This window comes from Flavobacterium amnicola, assembly GCF_004122165.1.
In the GTDB taxonomy this organism is placed as follows: Bacteria; Bacteroidota; Bacteroidia; order Flavobacteriales; family Flavobacteriaceae; genus Flavobacterium; species Flavobacterium amnicola.
In genome coordinates, this window is the sequence record NZ_SBKO01000001.1 from 672222 (window position 1) to 692377 (window position 20156).

The following is a 20156-nucleotide window of genomic DNA, read 5'->3' on the forward strand; positions in this document are numbered from 1 at the left end:
TTACAATGGAATGTTTATAATTATTTTAGTTCCCGTAGCAGTCTGATTTTCGTCAACCAAGTCTTGGGTACTTACACTTATTTTTTTGGTTCTCGTTTTGTTGATCAATTCCACTCTTTTTTGATTGGCGGAAGTGGCAAACGATTTATGGTATTCTCTTCTATTTTTATTGATTTCTGCCGATGCTTGGCGACCCACTCCGTTGTCTTCCACGACACAAATAAGTTCATTTTTATGGGTATTCTGCGTAAAAGAAATACTTACATTTCGATTCTCCTTTTTGTGTAATAATCCGTGTTTTATGGCATTCTCTACATACGGTTGAATAAATAATGAAGGTACTTTTGTGGTTTTGGCATTGATATTTTCTTCTTTGTAAATCGTAAAATTTAAAGTGTCTTCAAAACGATCTTTTTCTAATTCAAGATAAAATTGAAGCGCTTTTATTTCTTCTTCCAAAAGGACTTCACTTTCGCGACTATGCTCCAAATACAACCGAATGAGTTTCGAAAACTTTACCAAATACACGCTTGCATTGGCTTTTTCATTGGTCACAATATATTCTTGAATAGAATTTAAAGCATTAAAAATAAAATGCGGATTCATTTGGGAACGCAAATTTTCCAACTGATAAAAAATTAGCTCTTTATCGACCTGTGCTTTTTCCAACAGAATCGTCTTTTCGTTTTCAAGTCTTGTGAATCTTCTTTTAAAATACATCCAAAAACCAACTAAAACGACCAATGATGAAACTACGTAAAACCACCACGTTTGCCAAAACGGCTTTTGAATCGTAAAGGTTAATCGAATGGGTTGGGAAGAGATGCCGTTCAAGTATTTTGCTTTGACTTCAAACACATAATTCCCTGGGGGCAGACTTGAAAATCGCACAAAATCGATTCCGTTTTCAAGGACTGACCATTTATCATCAAAACCATGTAATCGATACACGTAGTTACTATTTTCCGACGATTTAAATCCGTTTACATTAAAAGCAATTTTAATAGCATTTTTATCATAGGCTAAGTTATAATTGGAAAGAAGCGCTACCGATTTGTCCTGTATCGTAAAATCGGTAAAGTATATCGTGGGTGCTACATTTTTTTTAAAACAGGCTTTTGTATCGATTATAAAAAGTCCTTTGTTTGACGAAAGATAGAGCTGGTCCTTTATGATCTCGATATCCGTAATATCATAGTTATCAAAACCATCAATAGCACTAATGTTTTGAAATGTTTTTGTACTGGTGTTGTATTTCTGAATGCCTTTATCGGAACTAATCCATAAGTCGTTTTCATCACTTTTCAATTTTCCTGTCTGATTCGACAATAATCCATTTGACCTATTTAAATTGATGAAGGCCTTATTATTTTTAATCCCAATAATTCCGTTTTCAAATGTCGAAACCCAAAGGATTTGATCTTTGGTTTGCGCCATATCGATGGCAAAAATAGATTGGCCATTAAACGTAATGACCAATTCTTTTTCCGTTTTATCAAAGCAAATTAAATCATCTACAAACCCAACGTATTTGTTTTTGGTATTAGCATCGATAAAACACGTGTAAGCGCGTTTCATTCGTAGGTTTTGGGTTGGAAAAGTCACTTCTCCAGTTTTAAAAACAGGTGACTTTGTGGTTACAATCGCACTTTCATTATAATTTCGAAATGGACTGGCAGTGCTATTAGCTCTATCAAAACCAGTGTTTAATAAAATGCCGGATTCGTCATAAAACAAATCTTTTGAAGCTATAAACGAGTTACATTTTTGTATGGTTGCTTCAGATAAGTTCCAAATAAAGGAATTGTTTTTTTGACTAATAAACAATAGTTTTTTTCTTGGTTCATACACCAACGCAGAAATTTCATCTTCGGTGGGAAGCGGAAAAGTAGACAACGAATTATTGACCGTATTTAAAATTCCAATAACCCCTTTTATTGTGGAAAAGAAAACATAATTATTGACTGTTTTTAAATTTTTGATTAAACCAAAGTCTTTATTGATTTCTAGTTTCTGAATCGCAATGTTAGGCAATACAAATACCCCGTTATTGGTTGTCGTAATCCAATAATTATTATTACTATCTTTAATGACTTTACTACACGTTTCTTCTTTTAAATAATGGTGCTGAATCGTAAAAACTGTATCAATGAGCGTCGCTACATATACTCCTTCATTCGTGCAAAACCAAAAATGGTTGTCGATGAAAAGTGTTCTAATTATGGGTGTATTAGCTAATTCTGTAGGCACTTTAATTTCTTGAAAGGAGCCCTTCTTTTTCAAATAAAAATGCTGCTGCTCTTCAAACAAAGAACTGTAAAAAAGACAATCGTTAAACGCTAAAAAGGTGTTGTTTTTTGGAAGGCTTCTGTCTTTTTTAAATGTAAATTCATTGACAATGGCATTGTTTTCAATTTTTTTGATTGAATTTAACAACGCGAAAAATAAGGTTTCCTTTTGCTTTACAGGAGATCCATAATAAAAACTTGCATTGGAAGTGTCTTTGAGTAAAGTTTTTTGCTTGGTTTGTAGGTTGATTTTGTAGACCCCTTTTTCAAAAAACACAAAAAGAAAGTTATGATGCACCAAGAACTCCGGAAGTTGTCCTTTTAAATCATCTTTCAAATCGATAAATAATTCCAGTTTGTTTTTCGAAACATAAAAAAATTGTCCCGAAATATTATTACACCAAATTTTGTTATTCTCGTCTTGAAAAAGCCCAAATACCGAAAGACCTCTTTTTTTAGGATGGGAATAGTTTATGAAATGTTTTCCATTATATCGAAATAATCCTTTATCGGCAGCCAACCAAATGATTCCGTCTTTGGCTTCTAGAATGTCATAAAATTCATTATCCGGAAGCTGGTCCTTTTCGGTTAATTGAATAGCAATGGGTTGCTGAGAATGAGCGACTCCAGCAAACAAAAAAAGAAATAGTAAAAATAATTTTCTCTTCATTTAGGGTAAAATTAAGAGAAACCCACTTACTATTTCTTTATTATTGTTGAAAAGCTTGATTTTTTTTCTAAAACCGACTTTTAAGCCTTAACTAACGAAGCTAAATCCTTGCCAATGTCTTTTCTGAAATACATCTGGTCAAACTGAATTTTAGCTATACTTTCGTATGATTTTTGTACAGCTTCTTGGAAATCATTCCCGTACGACGTAATCGCTAGTACACGCCCTCCATTGGTGACAATTGCTCCGTTTTCTTCTTTGGTTCCGGCATGAAAAACAATCGAATCGGTCACCTTTTCGATACCCGAAATCACTTTACCTTTTTCATAGTCTTCAGGATATCCACCCGAAGCGATAATGATGGTAGTAGCACTTCTTTCGTCAATTTCTAAAGTCACCTCATCCAGTTTTTGAGCGCCGACCGCTTGAAATAATTCCACCAAATCCGATTTCACTCTTGGCATGACTACTTCTGTTTCGGGATCACCCATGCGGACATTGTATTCAATGACCATCGGTTCGCCTTTCACATTGATTAAACCAATAAAAACGAATCCTTTGTATTCAATTCCGTCTTTTTGCAAGCCTTCCACGGTAGGCTTCACAATTCGGGTTTCTATTTTTTCCATCAAAACTGCATCGGCAAACGGCACGGGTGACACAGCACCCATTCCACCCGTATTCAGTCCAGTATCTCCATCTCCAATTCGTTTGTAATCTTTGGCCGTTGGTAAAATTTTATACGATTTTCCATCAGTTAAAACGAAACAACTCAATTCTATTCCGTCTAGAAACTCTTCAATGACCACTTTGGAAGAAGCTTCCCCAAATTTTGCATCCACCAACATGTTTCTAAGTTCTTGTTGTGCTTCGGCCAAATCCTGTAAAATTAAAACTCCCTTTCCGGCTGCTAATCCGTCTGCTTTTAAAACATAAGGAGGTTGAAGTGTCGTTAAAAATGCACATCCCGCTTCTACTGTTTCTTTCGTAAAACTATCGTACGCAGCTGTTGGAATGTTATGTTTGACCAAAAATTCTTTGGCAAATTCTTTACTTCCTTCCAATTGTGCGCCCACTTTTGAGGGCCCAATTACAGGGATGGTATTGATCTCGGAATCCTTTTTGAAGTAATCATAAATACCATGAACTAAAGGATCTTCTGGTCCTACCACTACCATAGAAACGTTGTTCTCTAGCACAAATGATTTGATCGATGCAAAATCAAGAATATTAAGGTTAACATTGGTGGCGATGGTTGCAGTTCCTGCATTTCCGGGTGCCACAAAAAGTTGTTGGCATCTATCACTTTGCAGCATTTTCCAAGCCAAAGCGTGTTCTCTTCCTCCTGAACCTAAAAGTAAAATTGTCATGGTGTTGTGTTGTTGTTGTTTTGTGGTGCAAAAATAACTTGTTTTGCGGTTTACCAAAAGAGATTCGGTAAAAATTAGTGAGAACGTGACGTATGTTTTGTTATTTTTGGTAAAAATAAGTGTATGAATCATAAAATAAAGACGTCAATCTTTAAATTTTTGAGTGTTTTGCCGGCTAATGCGGGAATGCATCTGTATCATTTTCTCCAGAATTTTTCTGAAAATAAAAACCTATCTGTAAAAATAAAAAGCAGTGAGGAAACTTTTACGACCTTCATTCAAATTTGCGAAAAATTAAACATACAAATTAAAGACCGTTCTGTTATTGAAATTGGTTCGGGTTGGTTGCCTATTATGCCTTATTTTTTTCTGTATAAAGGCAAAACCAAAAATGTATTCACGTATGATTTGAATACCCATTATCAGAAAAAATCGATTGAACACTTTAACTCCGTGTTTTCAACTGAATTCAATCAAACAATCGTTCCTGTAAAAAACAATGCCTATAGTCTTCCGGAAGGCGTACATTATTTTCCCTCACAAAATATTATAAAGGCTGATATTCCTAAGGTTGATATCATTTTTTCTAGATTTGTTTTGGAACATGTGACACCCGAAGACATTTTGGAGATGCACCAAAAATTCAAATCCTCTCTTGAAAAAGGATCATATATCGTGCATTTTATTTCTCCAAGCGATCATCGCGCTTACACCGACAGGTCTTTATCCTTACAAGATTTTTTAAAATACAGTCCAAAAGAATGGGATGCTATTCAAACCAAATTTGATTACCACAACCGATTGCGATTACCGCAATATCTCGACATTTTTAAATCCTTAGGATATGAAATTGTTTATCTTACTTCCGATTCCACAAAAGAAGGAACACCTAATTTCGACTTGTTCAAAAAACTGAATATTCACGACGATTATAAAAACTATTCCGATCAAGAATTAACGGCCGGAAATATTAATATTGTTTTAAAAGTATAATGATCAAATTATTCGATTTAACGCTAAAATTAAATGGTTTTCAAATGAAGAAAGCCAAAGCTGAGTTGGATAAAATCGTCTCTTTGTCGGAAGAAAAACACCGCCTTTTCATCGAAACTAAGAAAAAAGAAATTGTTGCTTTTCACTTGCAACACAATCCGTATTACCAAGATTTTGTAGGTAAATCTGCTGTTGAAAATTGGGAAGAAGTGCCCATCATGCAGAAAAAAGATTTTCAAAAACCGCTGGTAGAACGAATTTCCAAAAACTATACTATCAAATCCATCTACGTGAATAAAACTTCGGGTTCTAGTGGTGATCCTTTTGTTTTTGCCAAAGACAAATATGCGCATGCCTTGACTTGGGCTTCCAATATTTACCGATTTGGATGGTATAAAATTGATTTTAATCGCTCACTTCAAGCGCGTTTTTATGGCATTCCGTTAGACTTTATTGGCAATAAAAAGGAACGCATCAAAGATTTTCTAAGCCATCGTTATCGGTTTACTATTTTTGATTTGTCGGATGAAGTACTGGAAAAAGTAGTGCAGAAATTCCGAAAAAAACGCTTTGATTACATCAACGGGTATACCAGTTCCATTGTGTTATTTGCGAAATTTTTACAATCGAAAAACATTGTTTTAAAAGATATTTGTCCAACGCTCAGAGTTTGCATGGTCACTTCTGAAATGCTTTTTGAGGAAGATAAAATACTGCTCGAAAAACAATTTGGAATCCCGGTAGTGAATGAATATGGTGCTTCCGAACTGGATTTGATTGCGTTTCAAAATCCAAACGACGAATGGCAAGTGAATGCCGAAACCTTGTATGTAGAAATTGTGGATGAAAACAATACTGTTTTGCCGTACGGAAAAGAAGGTCGTGTCGTGATAACTTCGTTATTCAACAAAGCCCATCCGTTTATTCGATATGATATTGGGGATATTGGGATATTGGATGAAAGAAGCACCTTACAAAAGCCGATATTAAAACGATTAATTGGTCGCACCAATGACATTGCCCTACTTCCGAGCGGAAAGAAATCCCCTGGACTGACCTTTTATTATGTGACCAAAAGTATTATTGAAGACGATGGAAATGTAAAAGAATTTATCATCAAGCAAACCAAAATAGATGCTTTCGAAATTGATTATGTCAGTGAAAAAGAGCTCACTTCCGAACAAATTGGCAAAATTGAATCGGCCATTGCATTGTATTTAGAGCCCAATTTGAATTTTACTTTTACAAGAAAACGTTCGTTGGAAAGAAGCAATCGCGGAAAATTGAAACAGTTTAAGTCGTTATTGTCTTCACAAACCTTGGTTTGACAAGCAATTGCGTAAATAAAAAGCCCATCATACACGCCAAAGAAACCAGCACATTGAAACGATGAAATTTTCGGTAAACCGTATAATTATGCTTTAGTAATTTTATTTTTGATGCTGAAATCGAATCTTTTCGAACCCTATAATACGCCAAACTTTCCGGAATGGGCTGTGCCACTTTTATCTTCTTCACAATAGAAAGCCAAACCATCCAATCTTGTCTTTTTCGTATGGATGATATCGCTATTTTACCAAAATAATCCGTATCGTAAATCCCCGTGAGATTCCCTACAAAATTACAAAAGAACAATTTGATATAACTGAGTTTTTTGGGCGCTTCCACTCGTATGTTCAATGATTTTCCGTCTTCATTTATACAGTCATAAAATGAGAATGTAAACGGAATATTGTTGGCCTTCATAAATTCGATTTGCTTCGAGAGTTTTTCTGGCTTCCAAAGGTCATCCGAATCTAGAAACGAAATGTATTTCCCTTTAGCCTCAGTAATCGCACTGTTACGCGCTACTCCAGCACCCGAATTTTTATTCAGTTTGAGTAAATGAATGCGGTGGTCGTCTTCCATAAACTGTTCTACGATAGCTATCGTATTGTCTGACGAACAATCGTCGACAATAAGCATTTCCCAATTTCGGTACGTTTGTTTTTGTACCGATTGAATGGCTTCGGAAATGTATTTTGCAGAATTGTAGGTCGGAGTAATTATGGAAACCAGTTCGCTCATTTAATACGCTTTTTCTTGCCCTTTAAAAATATTAATCACGGTAAGGGCAATGATTTTAATGTCGAGAAAAAAGGACCAATTTTCAATATAAAACACATCAAATTTTATACGGTTGACCATTTCGTCATCGGTTTCAATTTCGCCTCGATACCCTTTAACCTGAGCAAGACCGGTAATTCCTGGTCGCACATGTAGTCGGACATTGTATTTTTTAATTTTCTTTTGGTATTCGTTGTTGTGACTCCACAAATGGGGTCTTGGTCCCACGATAGACATGTCACCGAAAAGCACATTAAAAAATTGCGGCATTTCATCTAAACTGGTACGACGCAAAAAGCTTCCAATTTGGGTCACTCTTGGATCGTTTTTAGTGGTCATTTCTTCTGTTTTACTATTCAATCGCATGGAACGAAACTTGTAACAGAAAAATTCATCTTGATTTAGGCCTGGTCGTCCTTGCTTGAAAAATATAGGCCCTTTGGATTCTAATTTAATCAAAATGGCAATTAACGGAATTAACCAAGAAAGGATCAAAACAATGATTAAAAAAGAAAAGAAAACGTCAAACGAACGCTTAACGGCTTTGTTTAATAATTCATTAAGCGGTGATCTTTTTAAGGATAATATTGGGAAAAATTCGTAATAATCGACTACTAAATTTTTGGAATAAATCTCGTCGGCTTCGGGTATAAATTTGATAGTACACTGATGGTAATCGGCAAATTCAACCAATTTTTTCATTTGCTCTTCATCGAGTTCTTTTAGGACACAATAAATGTCATCAATTTTATTTTTGATTACAAAATCTTCTATTTCATGTACCTTACCAACAATGGAATCATTTGTAATTTTATCGGAGAAAAAACCTTTAAAACGATAGCCATAATCGTGTCGGGTATCAAATAAATTTTGCAGGTTTTTTGCGCTTTCGGAATAGCCGATAATGATGGCATTACGATAATTTCCACCTAAAATGATACGGTATTTTTTTAAGTAATAAAACAGTAAGCCTTTGAATAAAGTGATGTATAAAAAGGCAAAACCTATAAAGTATAATAGTGTTCTAAAACTGGTAATTATTTCCCTTACAACCGAAAAATAAGCAATAACAACCAGTGTAAAAAGTATAAACTGCTTGACTAATTTGGATAAAATTTCTGCGGGTTTTGTAAAGCGGTATACCTCATAAAAAGCAGTAAAATAGGCGATTACCGTCCAAGAAAACAATTGATACACAATAAAAAGATTGGTCTTTTGGGCAAAATCATTCAAAAATATTTTCACCAAAACAGTCAGGACTAAAAAGTCCAAAGCAATACTAATGGGTCTAATGTATTTAGAATACCTGCCTTTAGACATTTATCTTATTTTATATAATCTTTAAAATCTTTGTGCTCTTCTTTTAATAACTCTTCCGAAGAAAGCGATTTGAAATACTCATAGGTTAACTTCATGCCTTCGCTACGGGACACTTTAGCCTCCCAGCCTAAAATTTCTTTGGCTCTTGTCGTATTCGGTTGACGCTGTAACGGATCGTTTTCAGGTAATGGATGGTACACAATTTTCTGATTGGTTCCCGTTAACTTGATGATTTCTTCGGCGAAATCTTTAATGGTAATTTCGTCTGGATTTCCAATGTTTACCGGATACACATAATCTGAAAGTAATAAACGATAAATACCTTCTACTTGGTCGTCAACATAACAAAACGAGCGGGTTTGCATTCCGTCACCAAAAATGGTCAAATCTTCCCCACGTAAAGCTTGTCCAATAAAAGCTGGAATTACACGTCCGTCGTTCAGACGCATTCTTGGTCCATAGGTATTAAAAATACGAACAATACGGGTTTCTAGTCCATGGAAACGGTGGTAAGCCATAGTGATGGACTCTTGAAAACGTTTCGCTTCGTCATACACCCCTCTTGGTCCGATGGTATTCACATTTCCGAAATAATCTTCCGTTTGTGGGTGCACCATTGGGTCACCATAAACTTCTGAAGTCGAGGCAATCAGAATTCGCGCCTTTTTAACACGGGCTAATCCTAATAAATTATGCGTTCCTAACGAACCTACTTTTAGGGTTTGAATTGGAATTTTTAAATAATCGATTGGACTCGCTGGTGAAGCAAAATGTAAGATATAATCTAAATCGCCTGGAACGTGTACAAATTTGGAAACATCATGATGATAAAATTCAAAATTTTCCAATTTAAACAAGTGCTCGATGTTTTTTAAATCGCCTGTAATCAAATTATCCATTCCGATTACATGGTAACCTTCTTTGATAAAACGATCACACAAATGCGATCCTAAAAATCCTGCTGCTCCAGTGATTAAAATTCTTTTCATACTTATATTTTAGTTTGTAACAAAGACTCTTGCCACGATTTGATTTCTATTTTAAAGGTATTCTTTATTTTGCTTTTATCCAAGACACTGTATTTTGGTCTTTTGGCAGGAGTTGGATACGCTTCGGTTGGGATCGGATTGAGTTGGATGTTGATCGCATTGATTCTGAAAATTTCTTTAGCAAAATCATACCAAGAACAAACCCCTTCATTGCTGAAATTGTAAACTCCGAATTCGTTGTTTTTTGACTTGATAATTGTCACGATTGCTTCCGCTAAATCGACTGCATTGGTCGGTGTTCCAATTTGATCCGCCACCACATTGAGCTCGTCACGTTCGCTTCCTAATCGCAACATGGTTTTCATGAAATTATTCGCAAATTGCGAATACACCCATGACGTTCTGATGATGAAATGTTTGTCACAATTTTGAGCGACTTCAATTTCTCCCTCCAGTTTGGTTTGACCATATACTCCAATTGGGTTGGTCGTATGGTTTTCCGAATAGGGTAAATTCCCTTCTCCATCAAACACAAAATCAGTAGAAATATGTACTAATGTGCTTCCCGATTTTTGACAAGCAATCGCCAAATTTTTGGGTCCCACTACATTCACCAAGTGTGCTTTTTCTACTTCAGTTTCGGCTTTATCGACTGCGGTATAGGCAGCCGCATTGATACAAAAGTCAATGGTATTCGTTTCGAAAAAAGAAGTGACGCGTTCCGGATTGGTGATATCCAAATCGGAAGAAGACGCGAAAACAAACTGAATCTCAGGATACTTTGGTGCAATAAATTGCAACGATTGTCCTAATTGTCCTGAAGCACCTGTGACTAAAACTACCATACTTTTTTGGCGTTTTTAAGTAAAGGCTGTACTTGATCTTTATCGGAAATAATAAGTTCTGATTCAGGGAAATTCCAATCGATACCCAATTCCGGATCGTTAAACATTACCCCACCTTCGCTTTCCTTATTATAGAAATTATCACATTTATAGAAAAAAGTAGCGGTGTCACTCACTACTAAAAACCCATGTGCAAAACCTCTAGGAACAAAAAACTGCTTTTGGTTTTCGGCCGAAAGTAAAATGGAGTACGATTGCCCGTAGGTTTCCGATTCTGGTCGTAAATCGACCGCTACATCCAATACTTCACCTTCTAACACACGCACTAATTTTGCTTGTGCATGCTCGCCGCATTGGTAATGCAGTCCACGTAATACTCCTTTAGAGGAATACGATTGATTGTCTTGCACAAAAGTGACTTCCTGCCCAATGCCTTTGTTGAAAGTATTTTGATTAAAGCTTTCCATGAAATAACCGCGGTCATCATGAAAAACTTTAGGTTCTATTATAAAACAACCTTTTAAATGGGTTTCTATAAAGTTCATTATATGTTAAAAATTTGTTCTAAAATTTTGATTGTAATCAGATACGTTGGTTTTACCCCTGTTGTTCCTAGACCTCCCGAAGCTAAAGTACTTCCAGTTTCTAATGGATTATCAGAAGCATAATACGCATACCTTACTTTTACGTCTGGATTGATACTTTTACGAATTCTCGAAGCCGATTGAATCGCTTTTTGATAATAGGCTCCTTCCATTTCTAGTCCGATGGCTTCCCAAGTTGATTCGTGGAAGAATTTCAACAAATCTCTATTTTGAAGTGAGGTTCCTAAAACGGTAATCATTGGTCCTTCATACACCGGAATATCATTTCCTTCAAACATGGCGGCCGTTAATTGGTTTTCAAACGGATAATTATCGGCTGTTCCTTCATTAACGTGGGCCGTTGCAATCATGATATCGCCTTTTCCACCTTCTAAAATTCCGGCTTTCCCCATAATAGAAACCGATTCTACATTTAAAAATGTTTTCTTCTTGTCTACTTTATACGGCTTTAGTAATTCATCAATCGTTTCAAACGCTTGCTCGCCAAAAGCATAATCCATTACGATTAACACCGGAGCTTGTTTTCCTATTTTAGCGCTTGGGAACGCCGTTTTCTTCCAATCGAACTTAGCGGTGTCAAATATTTGCACATCGATATTGGTTCCTGATTGGTCGGGTAACGAAATCATTCCGTGTTGTAGGGCAAAATCCTCTACTTTTTTACGCAATTCCTTACTTCCCGAAGCCGATAAGTCTTCATAAATTTGGTATTCGCCTTTTCCTTTGTACTTCGTTGCCAAAACCGCCGGTGCAAAAACCGAGTTCATCACACTGTGCATGTTGGCACTAATAATATGGATTGGTCGTTCAATTAAATTATTGCTTGCCAATACTTCTTTGATACTGGTGGCCCAGATATCGCCGTAAATATGGTGACCTAAGCGTTCTCTTAAAATTGGACTAAACGTGATGGTTCTTTTATTGTTATCTACTACTTCTTCGATAGCGATTTTTCCTAACCAATATACGATGTGCAGGAATCTATCTGGTGAAGCGGCATTTCCGAAATCGTCATAAATATCTCGTACCTCAGCAAAGGTTCTTCCTAACACATTCGCCATGTGAGACATTGCTTTCTCTTTTTCGACTAAGGTTAATTTTTTGGTTTGAAGGGCGGCTTGTTCTAATTTTTCCCAATCGCGCGATACTTTTCCTTCTTCATCTACCAACACTCTGTCTTTAATTTTGTGTGATTCGATGAAAATAAAGGTCAAGTGCGTTAAAATATCATAGATGTCTGAACGTCCGCGGGTGATTTCTACATTCATTTGTTCGTCATCAATACGGTAGCAATTTCTACGACGTTTTGGGGGAACAATAGGTTGAAAGTGTGAATTGGAATAGCCTTCATCGGACGTTAAATTGATGTAACGGCATTCTTCGATCCCTACGGGAAGACGCTCAATTACGTACAACAATCCGTTTAATTCTACTTTTTCTTCGGCAATAGAGCCGTAGATTTCTGGTCGAAGCGCTAGTAAGGCTTCTCTTAAAGTTTCTCCTGACACCCCCATTGGTTTGTAAAAACCTCTGTTGAATAAGTGTCTCATGGTAATGTACAGTCGTTCGATAGCTGCCGACGACTCTTGCGCTCGTGAGCGCGAAATGTTCTTAATGTCTTTCATTATTTTTTATTTTCTAACCTGCAAAGTTACGATTTTATTTTTTAATAATCATTTTCCCTCTAGACTGGGAGGTTTTGGGAACTTTGTCTGTCTAAAGTAAATGATTCTTAAAAAGAAAAACTACAACAGTTTGTTGTAGTTTTTCAGATTGTGTTTTTATCTTTTCTTTTTCTTGCTATATTCCTTCGCCATGAGTAAGGCATTGTAGGCATTAACCACTCCTCCCGATTTGGAAAGCTCCTTAAAAGGTTTTAAGGTGTCTTGTTTTTCGCCTGGCACTTGTACTTCTAAATCATACTTCACACTAGAGTCTAATAAGATTTGTTTAACTTCAGATGCAGTAAGTCTCGGATAATGGGATCGAACTAAAGCCGCTACTCCCGAAACAATTGGACTTGCCATTGATGTGCCGTCTCTGTAAGAATAGCCAACATTTGCATCCGTTGTTTTTAAAAAGAAACTCGGTGCAAAAATATCAACAGTTTTTTTACCATAGTTCGTAAATGTTGCTAGAAACTTTTTATCTCCGTTGAAAGTAATCCCTCCTACTTTAATAAAGTTTTGACAAAACTCTTCTCTTGTATTTTCATCATAATCTATTGGATAAAAAGGTTTTAAATCATTATCACTAGCATCATTTCCTGCTCCTGCTATAACTAAAACATTATGTTTTTCTGCATATTGTAATGCTTCTTTTATCCATTCAGGATTTGCACTTAACGTTTTTCCAAAACTCATATTAATAACTTTAGCACCATTATCGACTGCATATTTTATGGCTAATGCAACATCTTTATCGTTTTCGTATCCTCCTGTCGGAATTGCTAAAATGGGCATGATTTTTATATTATCACTAAAACCTTCAATTCCAATTTTATTCGATCTATTGGCTCCAAGAATACCACTTACTATTGTTCCGTGATATGTCAATTTTGCGTTTTTAAAGACATTATTATTTCCATAATATTTATCTGTTAAATCCAATTCATTGTCACCTATCGAATACCTATCATAATAACCTGGATTATAGGTGGTTTTATATTTTTCTATAATTTTTAAGCTATCAGCTTTTAACACTTCATAAGTCAATCCTAAACGTATATAATTTCTTATAGATAATATACTTGAAACTATTTTGGGTTCAGCTTTTCTGTTTTTTTTGTATAGACTATCTATTTGATAATAAGTAAAAGTGTTTTTTCCAAAAATTTCTTGCATTTTTCTCGACCCCCCCCTAAATTCAGAAATATTTAGCACATTATATTTTTTTAATGTATCCATTTGAGCCAAATCTTCTTTGTAAATGTTAATTGCTTTTATATATAAAGTAGAATCTTTTTTATTCCCCTTAAATTCATAAGCAGAACCATACTTGTTTTTTAATCTACTCAATAATCTTGTTGACTCAGTATTTGCATAGGATATACTTTCTCCTTTTTTATTTCCTAAAAAATTCCAACCATTTACATCGTCTATATATCCATTATGGTCATCATCAATCCCATTATTAGGAATTTCTTTTTTATTAATCCAAATTGCCGATTTCAAATCTTCATGATGAATGTCAATATCGGTATCAATAACAGCAACAATAATTTCTTTACCTTTTTTATTTTTAATTATTTCTTTATAAGCTCTGTTTAAACTTGTGCCTGCTAAAGTGTCTTTTTCAATATCTAGGTTATGCCAACAATTTCTAACAAAAACAGGCAAACTATTTTTATAAACAACCTGGGGTGCTTTTATTAATTTATACTCTTGTTGAGAAAAAACACTCGATGTCGTTAATAATGCAAACACCACAAAAACAATTCTATTAATATTTTTTTTTCTCATAGTTAAAAGGAAATAGGCTCTCATAAATGAGAGCCTTTGATTTAAATTATGGGCGATCATTCCCAGATGGAGTGCCTATTGAACCTGGCATTACAGGTGGGTCAATTGGACCTCCACCTTCTCCTGTACCTCCAACAATAACTTTAAGATTCTTTAATTTAAATTTTTCAAAAGTTGAAAAATCGTTACTTACTTTTTTCATAGTTCATGTTTATTATTATTTGAGCAAATCTAAATTATTTAAAAATTTATTTGAAATAATTGTTTTATCAATTCATGAATTGATAACTATTTTCACTTGTTTAATAAATTCCGAGGGGTTCATTTTTGTGCAATTTATAAATGCTCTGGTGAAAGTTTGAGAACTGTTAAAACCTGAAATTTCAGAGAGTCCTTGAATAGTATAGTTTAAATATTTTTTTTCTGTTTCCAATTTTCCTATAATATATTTTATCCTAAGTGTATTTACATATTGGGTAAAGTTTACTCCTTTAGTTTCATTAATGACTTTAGATAAATAATTACTATTTGTTTTAAATTTATATGCCAAAATGTCAATAGTTAATTCACTATTTAAAAACTCATTTCCTATTTCAAATTTTTTCAAACTATCCGATATGTGTTTGATTACATTAGCATCAATATTTGAAAGAGATGTTTTCTTAACTAATGTATCTATTTGTTCTTCAACATTGTTTTTTTGCAGTTCTTTTTCTCTTAGATACAATTCAAAAAATTCTCGTTGTTTTACGATTTCTTTTTGCTTATGCTTATTCTTAAGATAAAAAAGCACTCCTAATAATACTAATCCAATAATTAAAATAACTATAATATATGTTGAAATTGCTTTATCATTATTGAGTGATGTAATTGTCTTTTGTTTTGACAAAATAACTTTTCGAATGTCATAGTTTTTTGAAACTTTTGAAGTGATATATTTATAGTCATCATCTAGTAGTTTGTCCGCTTTTATAAATTGATCCGAATAGTAAATTACGTCTTTATAACTATTTTTAGTTTTGTAATAATCGATTAACTTATTATATGCCTCTATAGTTAATAATGAAATGTTATTTTTTAATTTGAAAATAGAATCAACTTTTTTATAATAACTAATTGCTTTTTCATTTTTATTTAAAGCAGTATAACATTCTGCGATATAAAAGCAATTCTCAGAATGATTCGAAAAATCATCATTTTCTTTGATGCTTTTTAAGCTATTTTTTAAATCTATTATTGCTTTATTATATTTTTTTCGTTGAAAATAATTTTTTCCTCTGTTTGCAATAAAATAAGGAGTGTAAAAATCTCCAAGTTCGTAAATTTTACAATCCTCAATACCTTTATTTGTGAATTCTTCTGATAAATATGTTCTATCAACTCGGTGGTATAATTCTGCTAAACCGAATAAATATCTCAAATAATTTGGGTCTTTGGTTTTTTTTGCGTTTACAACGCATTTTTCATAAATCGGAATCGCCTCTTTATAATTCCCCTGTGTTTTTTTTATTAACCCAATGGAGTAATCAATCTTATTTTTAAGAATTGGAAGGCTAATTTTGTAGTTACTAGCAATCAAAAAACAATTAGATGCTTCTTTAAGTTTACTTTTACTATAAAATATATTACCTCTTGTAAAATATAGGTATGGGAGTGATTTTGGGTATTTTTCATTTGCAATGCCAATAGCTGTATCTGAATATTTCAATTTTTCATTAAACTCATTAAATACCTCAGCAAATAAATCATACCCATAAACAATTTCCCTATCATTATTCTCATTTTCAGCTTTCAGTATGTTTGATTTTAAATATAAATAGCTTAAATGAGGATTGTTTTGGTTTCTATATGCTTTTTGTCGAAAATCTTCATGACTATATTTTTTTAAGGAATCAGGTATGATTTTGATTTCTTGCGCTATTAAATTTGGAGTAGTTAGAGTTAGGCATAAAAACAATAATAGTGGTCTCATGGAATAAAATGTAATTCTTTTAATACATTGAAGAAATTATGGTGGCGAAAATAGATAATAAATATTTTAAACTAAAAAAAAGATTTTGATAAACAATTTTAAAAAACAAAAAGAATTTAAGTACATTTTGATTATTAGCGTTTTATACTTGTTTTGATTGTCGTCAATTCAGGAATTGAATATTATCAATTCAGGAATTGATAAATTAATCATTTGCATACCTAAAAAACCTCTTCTACTTTTGACTCAACAAAAATAAAATATTATCTAGCTAGTAATTGCGGGTTGGTTTATTCCCTAAGGAAAAAGTAAACAAAGAAACTGTCTTGTTTAAGAGGCTTGTTACAAGATAGTTTAAGTAAACAACAAGCCATAAAAAAGCAGTCTTACCAAAAAATGTTTTCGACGACACATAGTAAAACTGCAATTAAATAAAAAACAAAGTTATGAAAAAATTATTATTCGGCTTAATTGCTATCATTGGAGTTACATTTACAAGTAATGCTCAAATTAAAACTAAAGATGATGCAAGACTAGCATCTGCCAAAACATTTGTGTCTTTCAAAAAACAACTGACTGAAGCTTATTTAAAATCAACAGATTATTCTAGTTTTGAGAAAAACTTATGTGGTAATTGGAATAATACAAAAGAAGGAAAGTACTTATTAAATGAAGTTTATACTTATTTTAAAAACAAAACTTCTGATGAAAAAATTATTGCTTCATATGACGGTATTGGAATGGCAAAAGCGTTACAATTTCAACAAGATATTTATACTAAAAACCCAAAATCAGATGGCTCAGAATTATTTGGCGGTCCTAGTGATAATTCAACAACTAGTTCCAATCCAACTTCAAAGGTTGCATATCCTTGCAGATGGTATCAATTAAGTTGTCATCTAAATCAAATTTTTGGTGCAGAAATGGGGGGCATTTTATTAAATTATGGGATCTGTACACTTTTAGGAACTTGTTAATATAGACAAAGAGCCTAATTAAATTAGGCTCTTTTACTTAAATTTTTTAAAAATGAGAAAAACTGTTATTTTAATTACATCTATGTTTTTGTTTACTTCTTGCAAATCTTATTTGTTAAATGAATTTTTCGAGCAAAATGGTATTTATCAAAAAAATGTCAAGACTGAAAAACTTATCGGGAATAATGAAATTGTTTTTGTACCTATTCACCATTTAGGTACCCATTCATTTTACAATGATGTAAAAAATAAAGTTGATTCTTTAAAAAATTTAGATTATAAAATTTTCTACGAAATGGTACTTACAGAACATGCTAAAAGTAGTGATACAACCAAACAAAAAATTATTGACACTACTATGATGTTAAAATTTAGAAAATCATTTGGTTTAAAAGGTTTATCAAAATCTGGAGCTAGTAATTATAAGGAATTTTTTGAAGGAAGGGGGCTAAAATTAAAAAAAATCTTAATTCCTCAACCAAAATTAAGCGCTCTTGGGTTAAAAGGTAGTCAATGTGAAAATGTTGATGCTACAACGGAGGAGTTAATTAAAGCCTATGAACTTAAATATGGAAAGATAATTCTTGAAGAGTATGATTTGAAGACGAATTTATTTGATGCTTACGATAGAAATAAATGCAAATATAAAATAGACAAAAAAATCTTTGAAGAATTTATTGTTAATTATAGAAACAATATTGTATTATCTAAAATTAAGCAAAACAAAAGTTTAAAAATTGCTATTGTTTATGGAAAAAATCATTTCATTGGAATAAAAGATCAGTTACAAAAAATTGGTTACAAAATGATTGAAAATTAACTTCCGAAAACATCTGCGAAATGCAAGACTTGCTGAATAAAACAAAAGACTGGAACGCATTAAACTTAGAAACTATTCCGGTAATAAAATAAATCAAAAAAAGATGATAAAAATAATGATGTCAATAGCACTCTTACTATTGTCGGAGGCTTCTTTTGCCCAAACTCAAGCAAAGATTTTACCGGTTGATATTCGCGGGGTAAGCTGTCAAGGCGGTAGTGGTTTGTGTTCCGCAATGTCGAATTTCAACAAAGAAAATACCAACAGTATTTATGTTGTTAAGGAATCATTGAACACAATATTCTTGGTAATTGATGCGAGTCAACTCACAATAGAAGAACAAAAGAATTGTTTCGGAAAAGAGTATTCTAAAATGATTTCAAACAATGCTCTTCAGTTTACTCAAGATGGAGATTTTGTTTTTGACGAAAAAACACTCCTTTATTTGGGTCTTGATCCCAAATATACTTCAATTAAAAAAGGAAGTTATACATGTGAAATTAGTAAAGATAAAATTCAAGTTAAAATGACTCTTTGGGAGAAATAAAATTTACAAAATGGAAAAAGTAAAATACATATTCGGAATTTTAATATTGTTCTTTTTTCAAGACGTTTTTTCAAATACAACGCTATTTTCTGAAAATGATCCCAATAAGATTGTGGAAGAAATGATAATTGAAATTAATCGAATTCAAAAAAACTACAATACCGAATATGGCATTTTGCATGACAAATTATTGGAAATAAACAAAAAAATAAGTTCCGAAATTACAACGGATCAAAAAGTAGATTTTATTATTAAAAAAGATTTTATTAAATCTGAAATTGAAAATCTAAAAGTCAATACCAATACTGATATTAGTAAAATACGCTATATCAAAGGACTGCAAATTATAAAGATTTTGTATGAAAAAGTACTTAGTCTTGACCATCATTTTGCATCAGTGCGGACATTTACAGAAATTAATAAAATTTCAAATCCAAACCAGTATCCTGAATTTGAAAAAATAAAAGAACTGATTACAAAAAAGAAAGATAAAAAAACAGGTTTTGATATCAGCTCGATTTTAGGTTCTAACCCATATATTTCTGTAATCAGCACCTTTACTAATTTGTTGGTTTCTGGTCTTAGCAAAGAAGAAAAAGATGTAGAACTTCAAAAAATTGATTGCCTTTTAGATTTCACTATGAGGATGCAAAATGACTTGAACACCATTTATTTTGAAACCGCCTTTTTACAATCCTCCAATCAAACTATCAAAAATAATCTAGAAGTTTTATTTAAGGAATATACAAAGCCTATTGGTTATTCTTTGGGTCTAGAGGAATGTCGGAATGAGGATGATTGGGATGCTGTTAGCAACAAATTAAGTGCTTACATCGAAGGAATGAAAAAGAGTCCACCACAAAAGCAATTGAAACTTCAAATCGATATCGAATTTCCGATAGACCGACTTATTCAATTTGTCACACAATACAATGATTTCATCAATGAAGGGGGTAAGTTTTATCAAAAATTCAATACTATTTTAAATAGTTACGAAAATCAAAAACAATGTGAAACAAAATTACCGATTGAATACAAAAAAATGAAGGAAGATATCGCTGTAGCCGTTGAAAAATTTAATGTTGCCTACAAACCCGTGGAAATAAACGGTAGTAAAATGAAAGAAATATTATACGGAATTAACGAATTTGATTAAAAAACCATCAGCAATTACACGCCATACAGAATTTGAA

General features: G+C 33.1%; 17 protein-coding genes. 6 read left to right on the forward strand and 11 right to left on the reverse strand.

The genetic code is table 11. From position 1 onward, the window contains the following. Complete coding sequence (locus EQG63_RS03075) at nt 1-2958, reverse strand: sensor histidine kinase (RefSeq protein ID WP_129434284.1); 2958 nt, start codon at nt 2956-2958, stop codon at nt 1-3. Between the two features lie 80 nt (nt 2959-3038). Beyond that, nucleotides 3039-4328: a phosphoribosylamine--glycine ligase gene (gene purD, locus EQG63_RS03080; protein WP_129434286.1), complete on the reverse strand. Its 1290-nt coding sequence runs from the start codon at nt 4326-4328 to the stop codon at nt 3039-3041. Between the two features lie 123 nt (nt 4329-4451). Between purD and EQG63_RS03085 the strand changes: the two genes are divergently transcribed. Beyond that, the gene (locus EQG63_RS03085) at nt 4452-5321 is read left to right on the forward strand and encodes a hypothetical protein (protein WP_129434288.1); all 870 of its coding nucleotides are present in this window, start codon (nt 4452-4454) and stop codon (nt 5319-5321) included. Next, on the forward strand, nt 5321-6649 hold the full coding sequence (locus tag EQG63_RS03090) for a phenylacetate--CoA ligase family protein (protein WP_129434290.1): 1329 nt from the start codon (nt 5321-5323) through the stop codon (nt 6647-6649). The genes EQG63_RS03085 and EQG63_RS03090 overlap by 1 nt, the downstream gene beginning before the upstream one ends. Here EQG63_RS03090 and EQG63_RS03095 read toward each other — a convergent pair. From EQG63_RS03095 to EQG63_RS03130, 9 genes are all read right to left on the reverse strand, one after another. Continuing rightward, nucleotides 6615-7388 carry a glycosyltransferase family 2 protein gene (locus EQG63_RS03095; RefSeq protein WP_129434292.1) on the reverse strand — a complete coding sequence of 258 codons (774 nt, stop codon included), beginning with the start codon at nt 7386-7388 and terminating at the stop codon, nt 6615-6617. The genes EQG63_RS03090 and EQG63_RS03095 overlap by 35 nt on opposite strands. Then, on the reverse strand, nt 7389-8747 hold the full coding sequence (locus tag EQG63_RS03100) for an undecaprenyl-phosphate glucose phosphotransferase (protein ID WP_129434294.1): 1359 nt from the start codon (nt 8745-8747) through the stop codon (nt 7389-7391). A gap of 5 nt (nt 8748-8752) precedes the next feature. Next, complete coding sequence (locus tag EQG63_RS03105) at nt 8753-9736, reverse strand: UDP-glucuronic acid decarboxylase family protein (RefSeq protein WP_129434296.1); 984 nt, start codon at nt 9734-9736, stop codon at nt 8753-8755. Nucleotides 9737-9738: 2 nt separating this feature from the next. Continuing rightward, a complete protein-coding gene (gene rfbD / locus EQG63_RS03110; protein WP_129434298.1) occupies nt 9739-10581 on the reverse strand; it encodes a dTDP-4-dehydrorhamnose reductase in 843 nt (280 codons plus the stop codon). Further along, complete coding sequence (rfbC, locus tag EQG63_RS03115; protein ID WP_129434300.1) at nt 10575-11126, reverse strand: dTDP-4-dehydrorhamnose 3,5-epimerase; 552 nt, start codon at nt 11124-11126, stop codon at nt 10575-10577. Before rfbC ends, rfbD begins: the two co-directional genes overlap by 7 nt. Beyond that, nucleotides 11126-12811, reverse strand: coding sequence for a DUF6909 family protein (locus tag EQG63_RS03120; protein WP_129434302.1), 1686 nt, complete (start codon nt 12809-12811; stop codon nt 11126-11128). The genes rfbC and EQG63_RS03120 overlap by 1 nt, the downstream gene beginning before the upstream one ends. A gap of 156 nt (nt 12812-12967) precedes the next feature. Then, nucleotides 12968-14647 carry a S8 family serine peptidase gene (locus EQG63_RS03125; RefSeq protein WP_164974447.1) on the reverse strand — a complete coding sequence of 560 codons (1680 nt, stop codon included), beginning with the start codon at nt 14645-14647 and terminating at the stop codon, nt 12968-12970. 46 nt (nt 14648-14693) lie between these two features. Then, a complete protein-coding gene (locus tag EQG63_RS12225) occupies nt 14694-14849 on the reverse strand; it encodes a hypothetical protein (protein WP_164974448.1) in 156 nt (51 codons plus the stop codon). 72 nt (nt 14850-14921) lie between these two features. Further along, the gene (locus EQG63_RS03130; protein WP_129434306.1) at nt 14922-16619 is read right to left on the reverse strand and encodes an AraC family transcriptional regulator; all 1698 of its coding nucleotides are present in this window, start codon (nt 16617-16619) and stop codon (nt 14922-14924) included. 446 nt (nt 16620-17065) lie between these two features. Between EQG63_RS03130 and EQG63_RS03135 the strand changes: the two genes are divergently transcribed. The 4 genes from EQG63_RS03135 (at nt 17066) to EQG63_RS03150 (ending at nt 20119) form a co-directional block, all read left to right on the forward strand. Beyond that, nucleotides 17066-17596: a hypothetical protein gene (locus EQG63_RS03135; RefSeq protein ID WP_129434308.1), complete on the forward strand. Its 531-nt coding sequence runs from the start codon at nt 17066-17068 to the stop codon at nt 17594-17596. A 52-nt stretch (nt 17597-17648) separates the two neighbouring features. Further along, a complete protein-coding gene (locus EQG63_RS03140) occupies nt 17649-18416 on the forward strand; it encodes a hypothetical protein (protein ID WP_129434310.1) in 768 nt (255 codons plus the stop codon). Nucleotides 18417-18519: 103 nt separating this feature from the next. After that, nucleotides 18520-18963: a hypothetical protein gene (locus EQG63_RS03145; RefSeq protein ID WP_129434312.1), complete on the forward strand. Its 444-nt coding sequence runs from the start codon at nt 18520-18522 to the stop codon at nt 18961-18963. A 10-nt stretch (nt 18964-18973) separates the two neighbouring features. Continuing rightward, the gene (locus EQG63_RS03150) at nt 18974-20119 is read left to right on the forward strand and encodes a hypothetical protein (protein ID WP_129434314.1); all 1146 of its coding nucleotides are present in this window, start codon (nt 18974-18976) and stop codon (nt 20117-20119) included. Nucleotides 20120-20156 lie beyond the last annotated feature (37 nt).

What these genes read in the sequence shown, in the direction of transcription:
- EQG63_RS03075 (WP_129434284.1), bottom strand. Translation starts at nt 2,958, where the DNA reads ATGAAGAGAAAATTATTTTTACTATTTCTTTTTTTGTTTGCTGGAGTC.
- purD (WP_129434286.1), bottom strand. Translation starts at nt 4,328, where the DNA reads ATGACAATTTTACTTTTAGGTTCAGGAGGAAGAGAACACGCTTTGGCT.
- EQG63_RS03085 (WP_129434288.1), top strand. Translation starts at nt 4,452, where the DNA reads ATGAATCATAAAATAAAGACGTCAATCTTTAAATTTTTGAGTGTTTTG.
- EQG63_RS03090 (WP_129434290.1), top strand. Translation starts at nt 5,321, where the DNA reads ATGATCAAATTATTCGATTTAACGCTAAAATTAAATGGTTTTCAAATG.
- EQG63_RS03095 (WP_129434292.1), bottom strand. Translation starts at nt 7,388, where the DNA reads ATGAGCGAACTGGTTTCCATAATTACTCCGACCTACAATTCTGCAAAA.
- EQG63_RS03100 (WP_129434294.1), bottom strand. Translation starts at nt 8,747, where the DNA reads ATGTCTAAAGGCAGGTATTCTAAATACATTAGACCCATTAGTATTGCT.
- EQG63_RS03105 (WP_129434296.1), bottom strand. Translation starts at nt 9,736, where the DNA reads ATGAAAAGAATTTTAATCACTGGAGCAGCAGGATTTTTAGGATCGCAT.
- rfbD (WP_129434298.1), bottom strand. Translation starts at nt 10,581, where the DNA reads ATGGTAGTTTTAGTCACAGGTGCTTCAGGACAATTAGGACAATCGTTG.
- rfbC (WP_129434300.1), bottom strand. Translation starts at nt 11,126, where the DNA reads ATGAACTTTATAGAAACCCATTTAAAAGGTTGTTTTATAATAGAACCT.
- EQG63_RS03120 (WP_129434302.1), bottom strand. Translation starts at nt 12,811, where the DNA reads ATGAAAGACATTAAGAACATTTCGCGCTCACGAGCGCAAGAGTCGTCG.
- EQG63_RS03125 (WP_164974447.1), bottom strand. Translation starts at nt 14,647, where the DNA reads ATGAGAAAAAAAAATATTAATAGAATTGTTTTTGTGGTGTTTGCATTA.
- EQG63_RS12225 (WP_164974448.1), bottom strand. Translation starts at nt 14,849, where the DNA reads ATGAAAAAAGTAAGTAACGATTTTTCAACTTTTGAAAAATTTAAATTA.
- EQG63_RS03130 (WP_129434306.1), bottom strand. Translation starts at nt 16,619, where the DNA reads ATGAGACCACTATTATTGTTTTTATGCCTAACTCTAACTACTCCAAAT.
- EQG63_RS03135 (WP_129434308.1), top strand. Translation starts at nt 17,066, where the DNA reads ATGAAAAAATTATTATTCGGCTTAATTGCTATCATTGGAGTTACATTT.
- EQG63_RS03140 (WP_129434310.1), top strand. Translation starts at nt 17,649, where the DNA reads ATGAGAAAAACTGTTATTTTAATTACATCTATGTTTTTGTTTACTTCT.
- EQG63_RS03145 (WP_129434312.1), top strand. Translation starts at nt 18,520, where the DNA reads ATGATAAAAATAATGATGTCAATAGCACTCTTACTATTGTCGGAGGCT.
- EQG63_RS03150 (WP_129434314.1), top strand. Translation starts at nt 18,974, where the DNA reads ATGGAAAAAGTAAAATACATATTCGGAATTTTAATATTGTTCTTTTTT.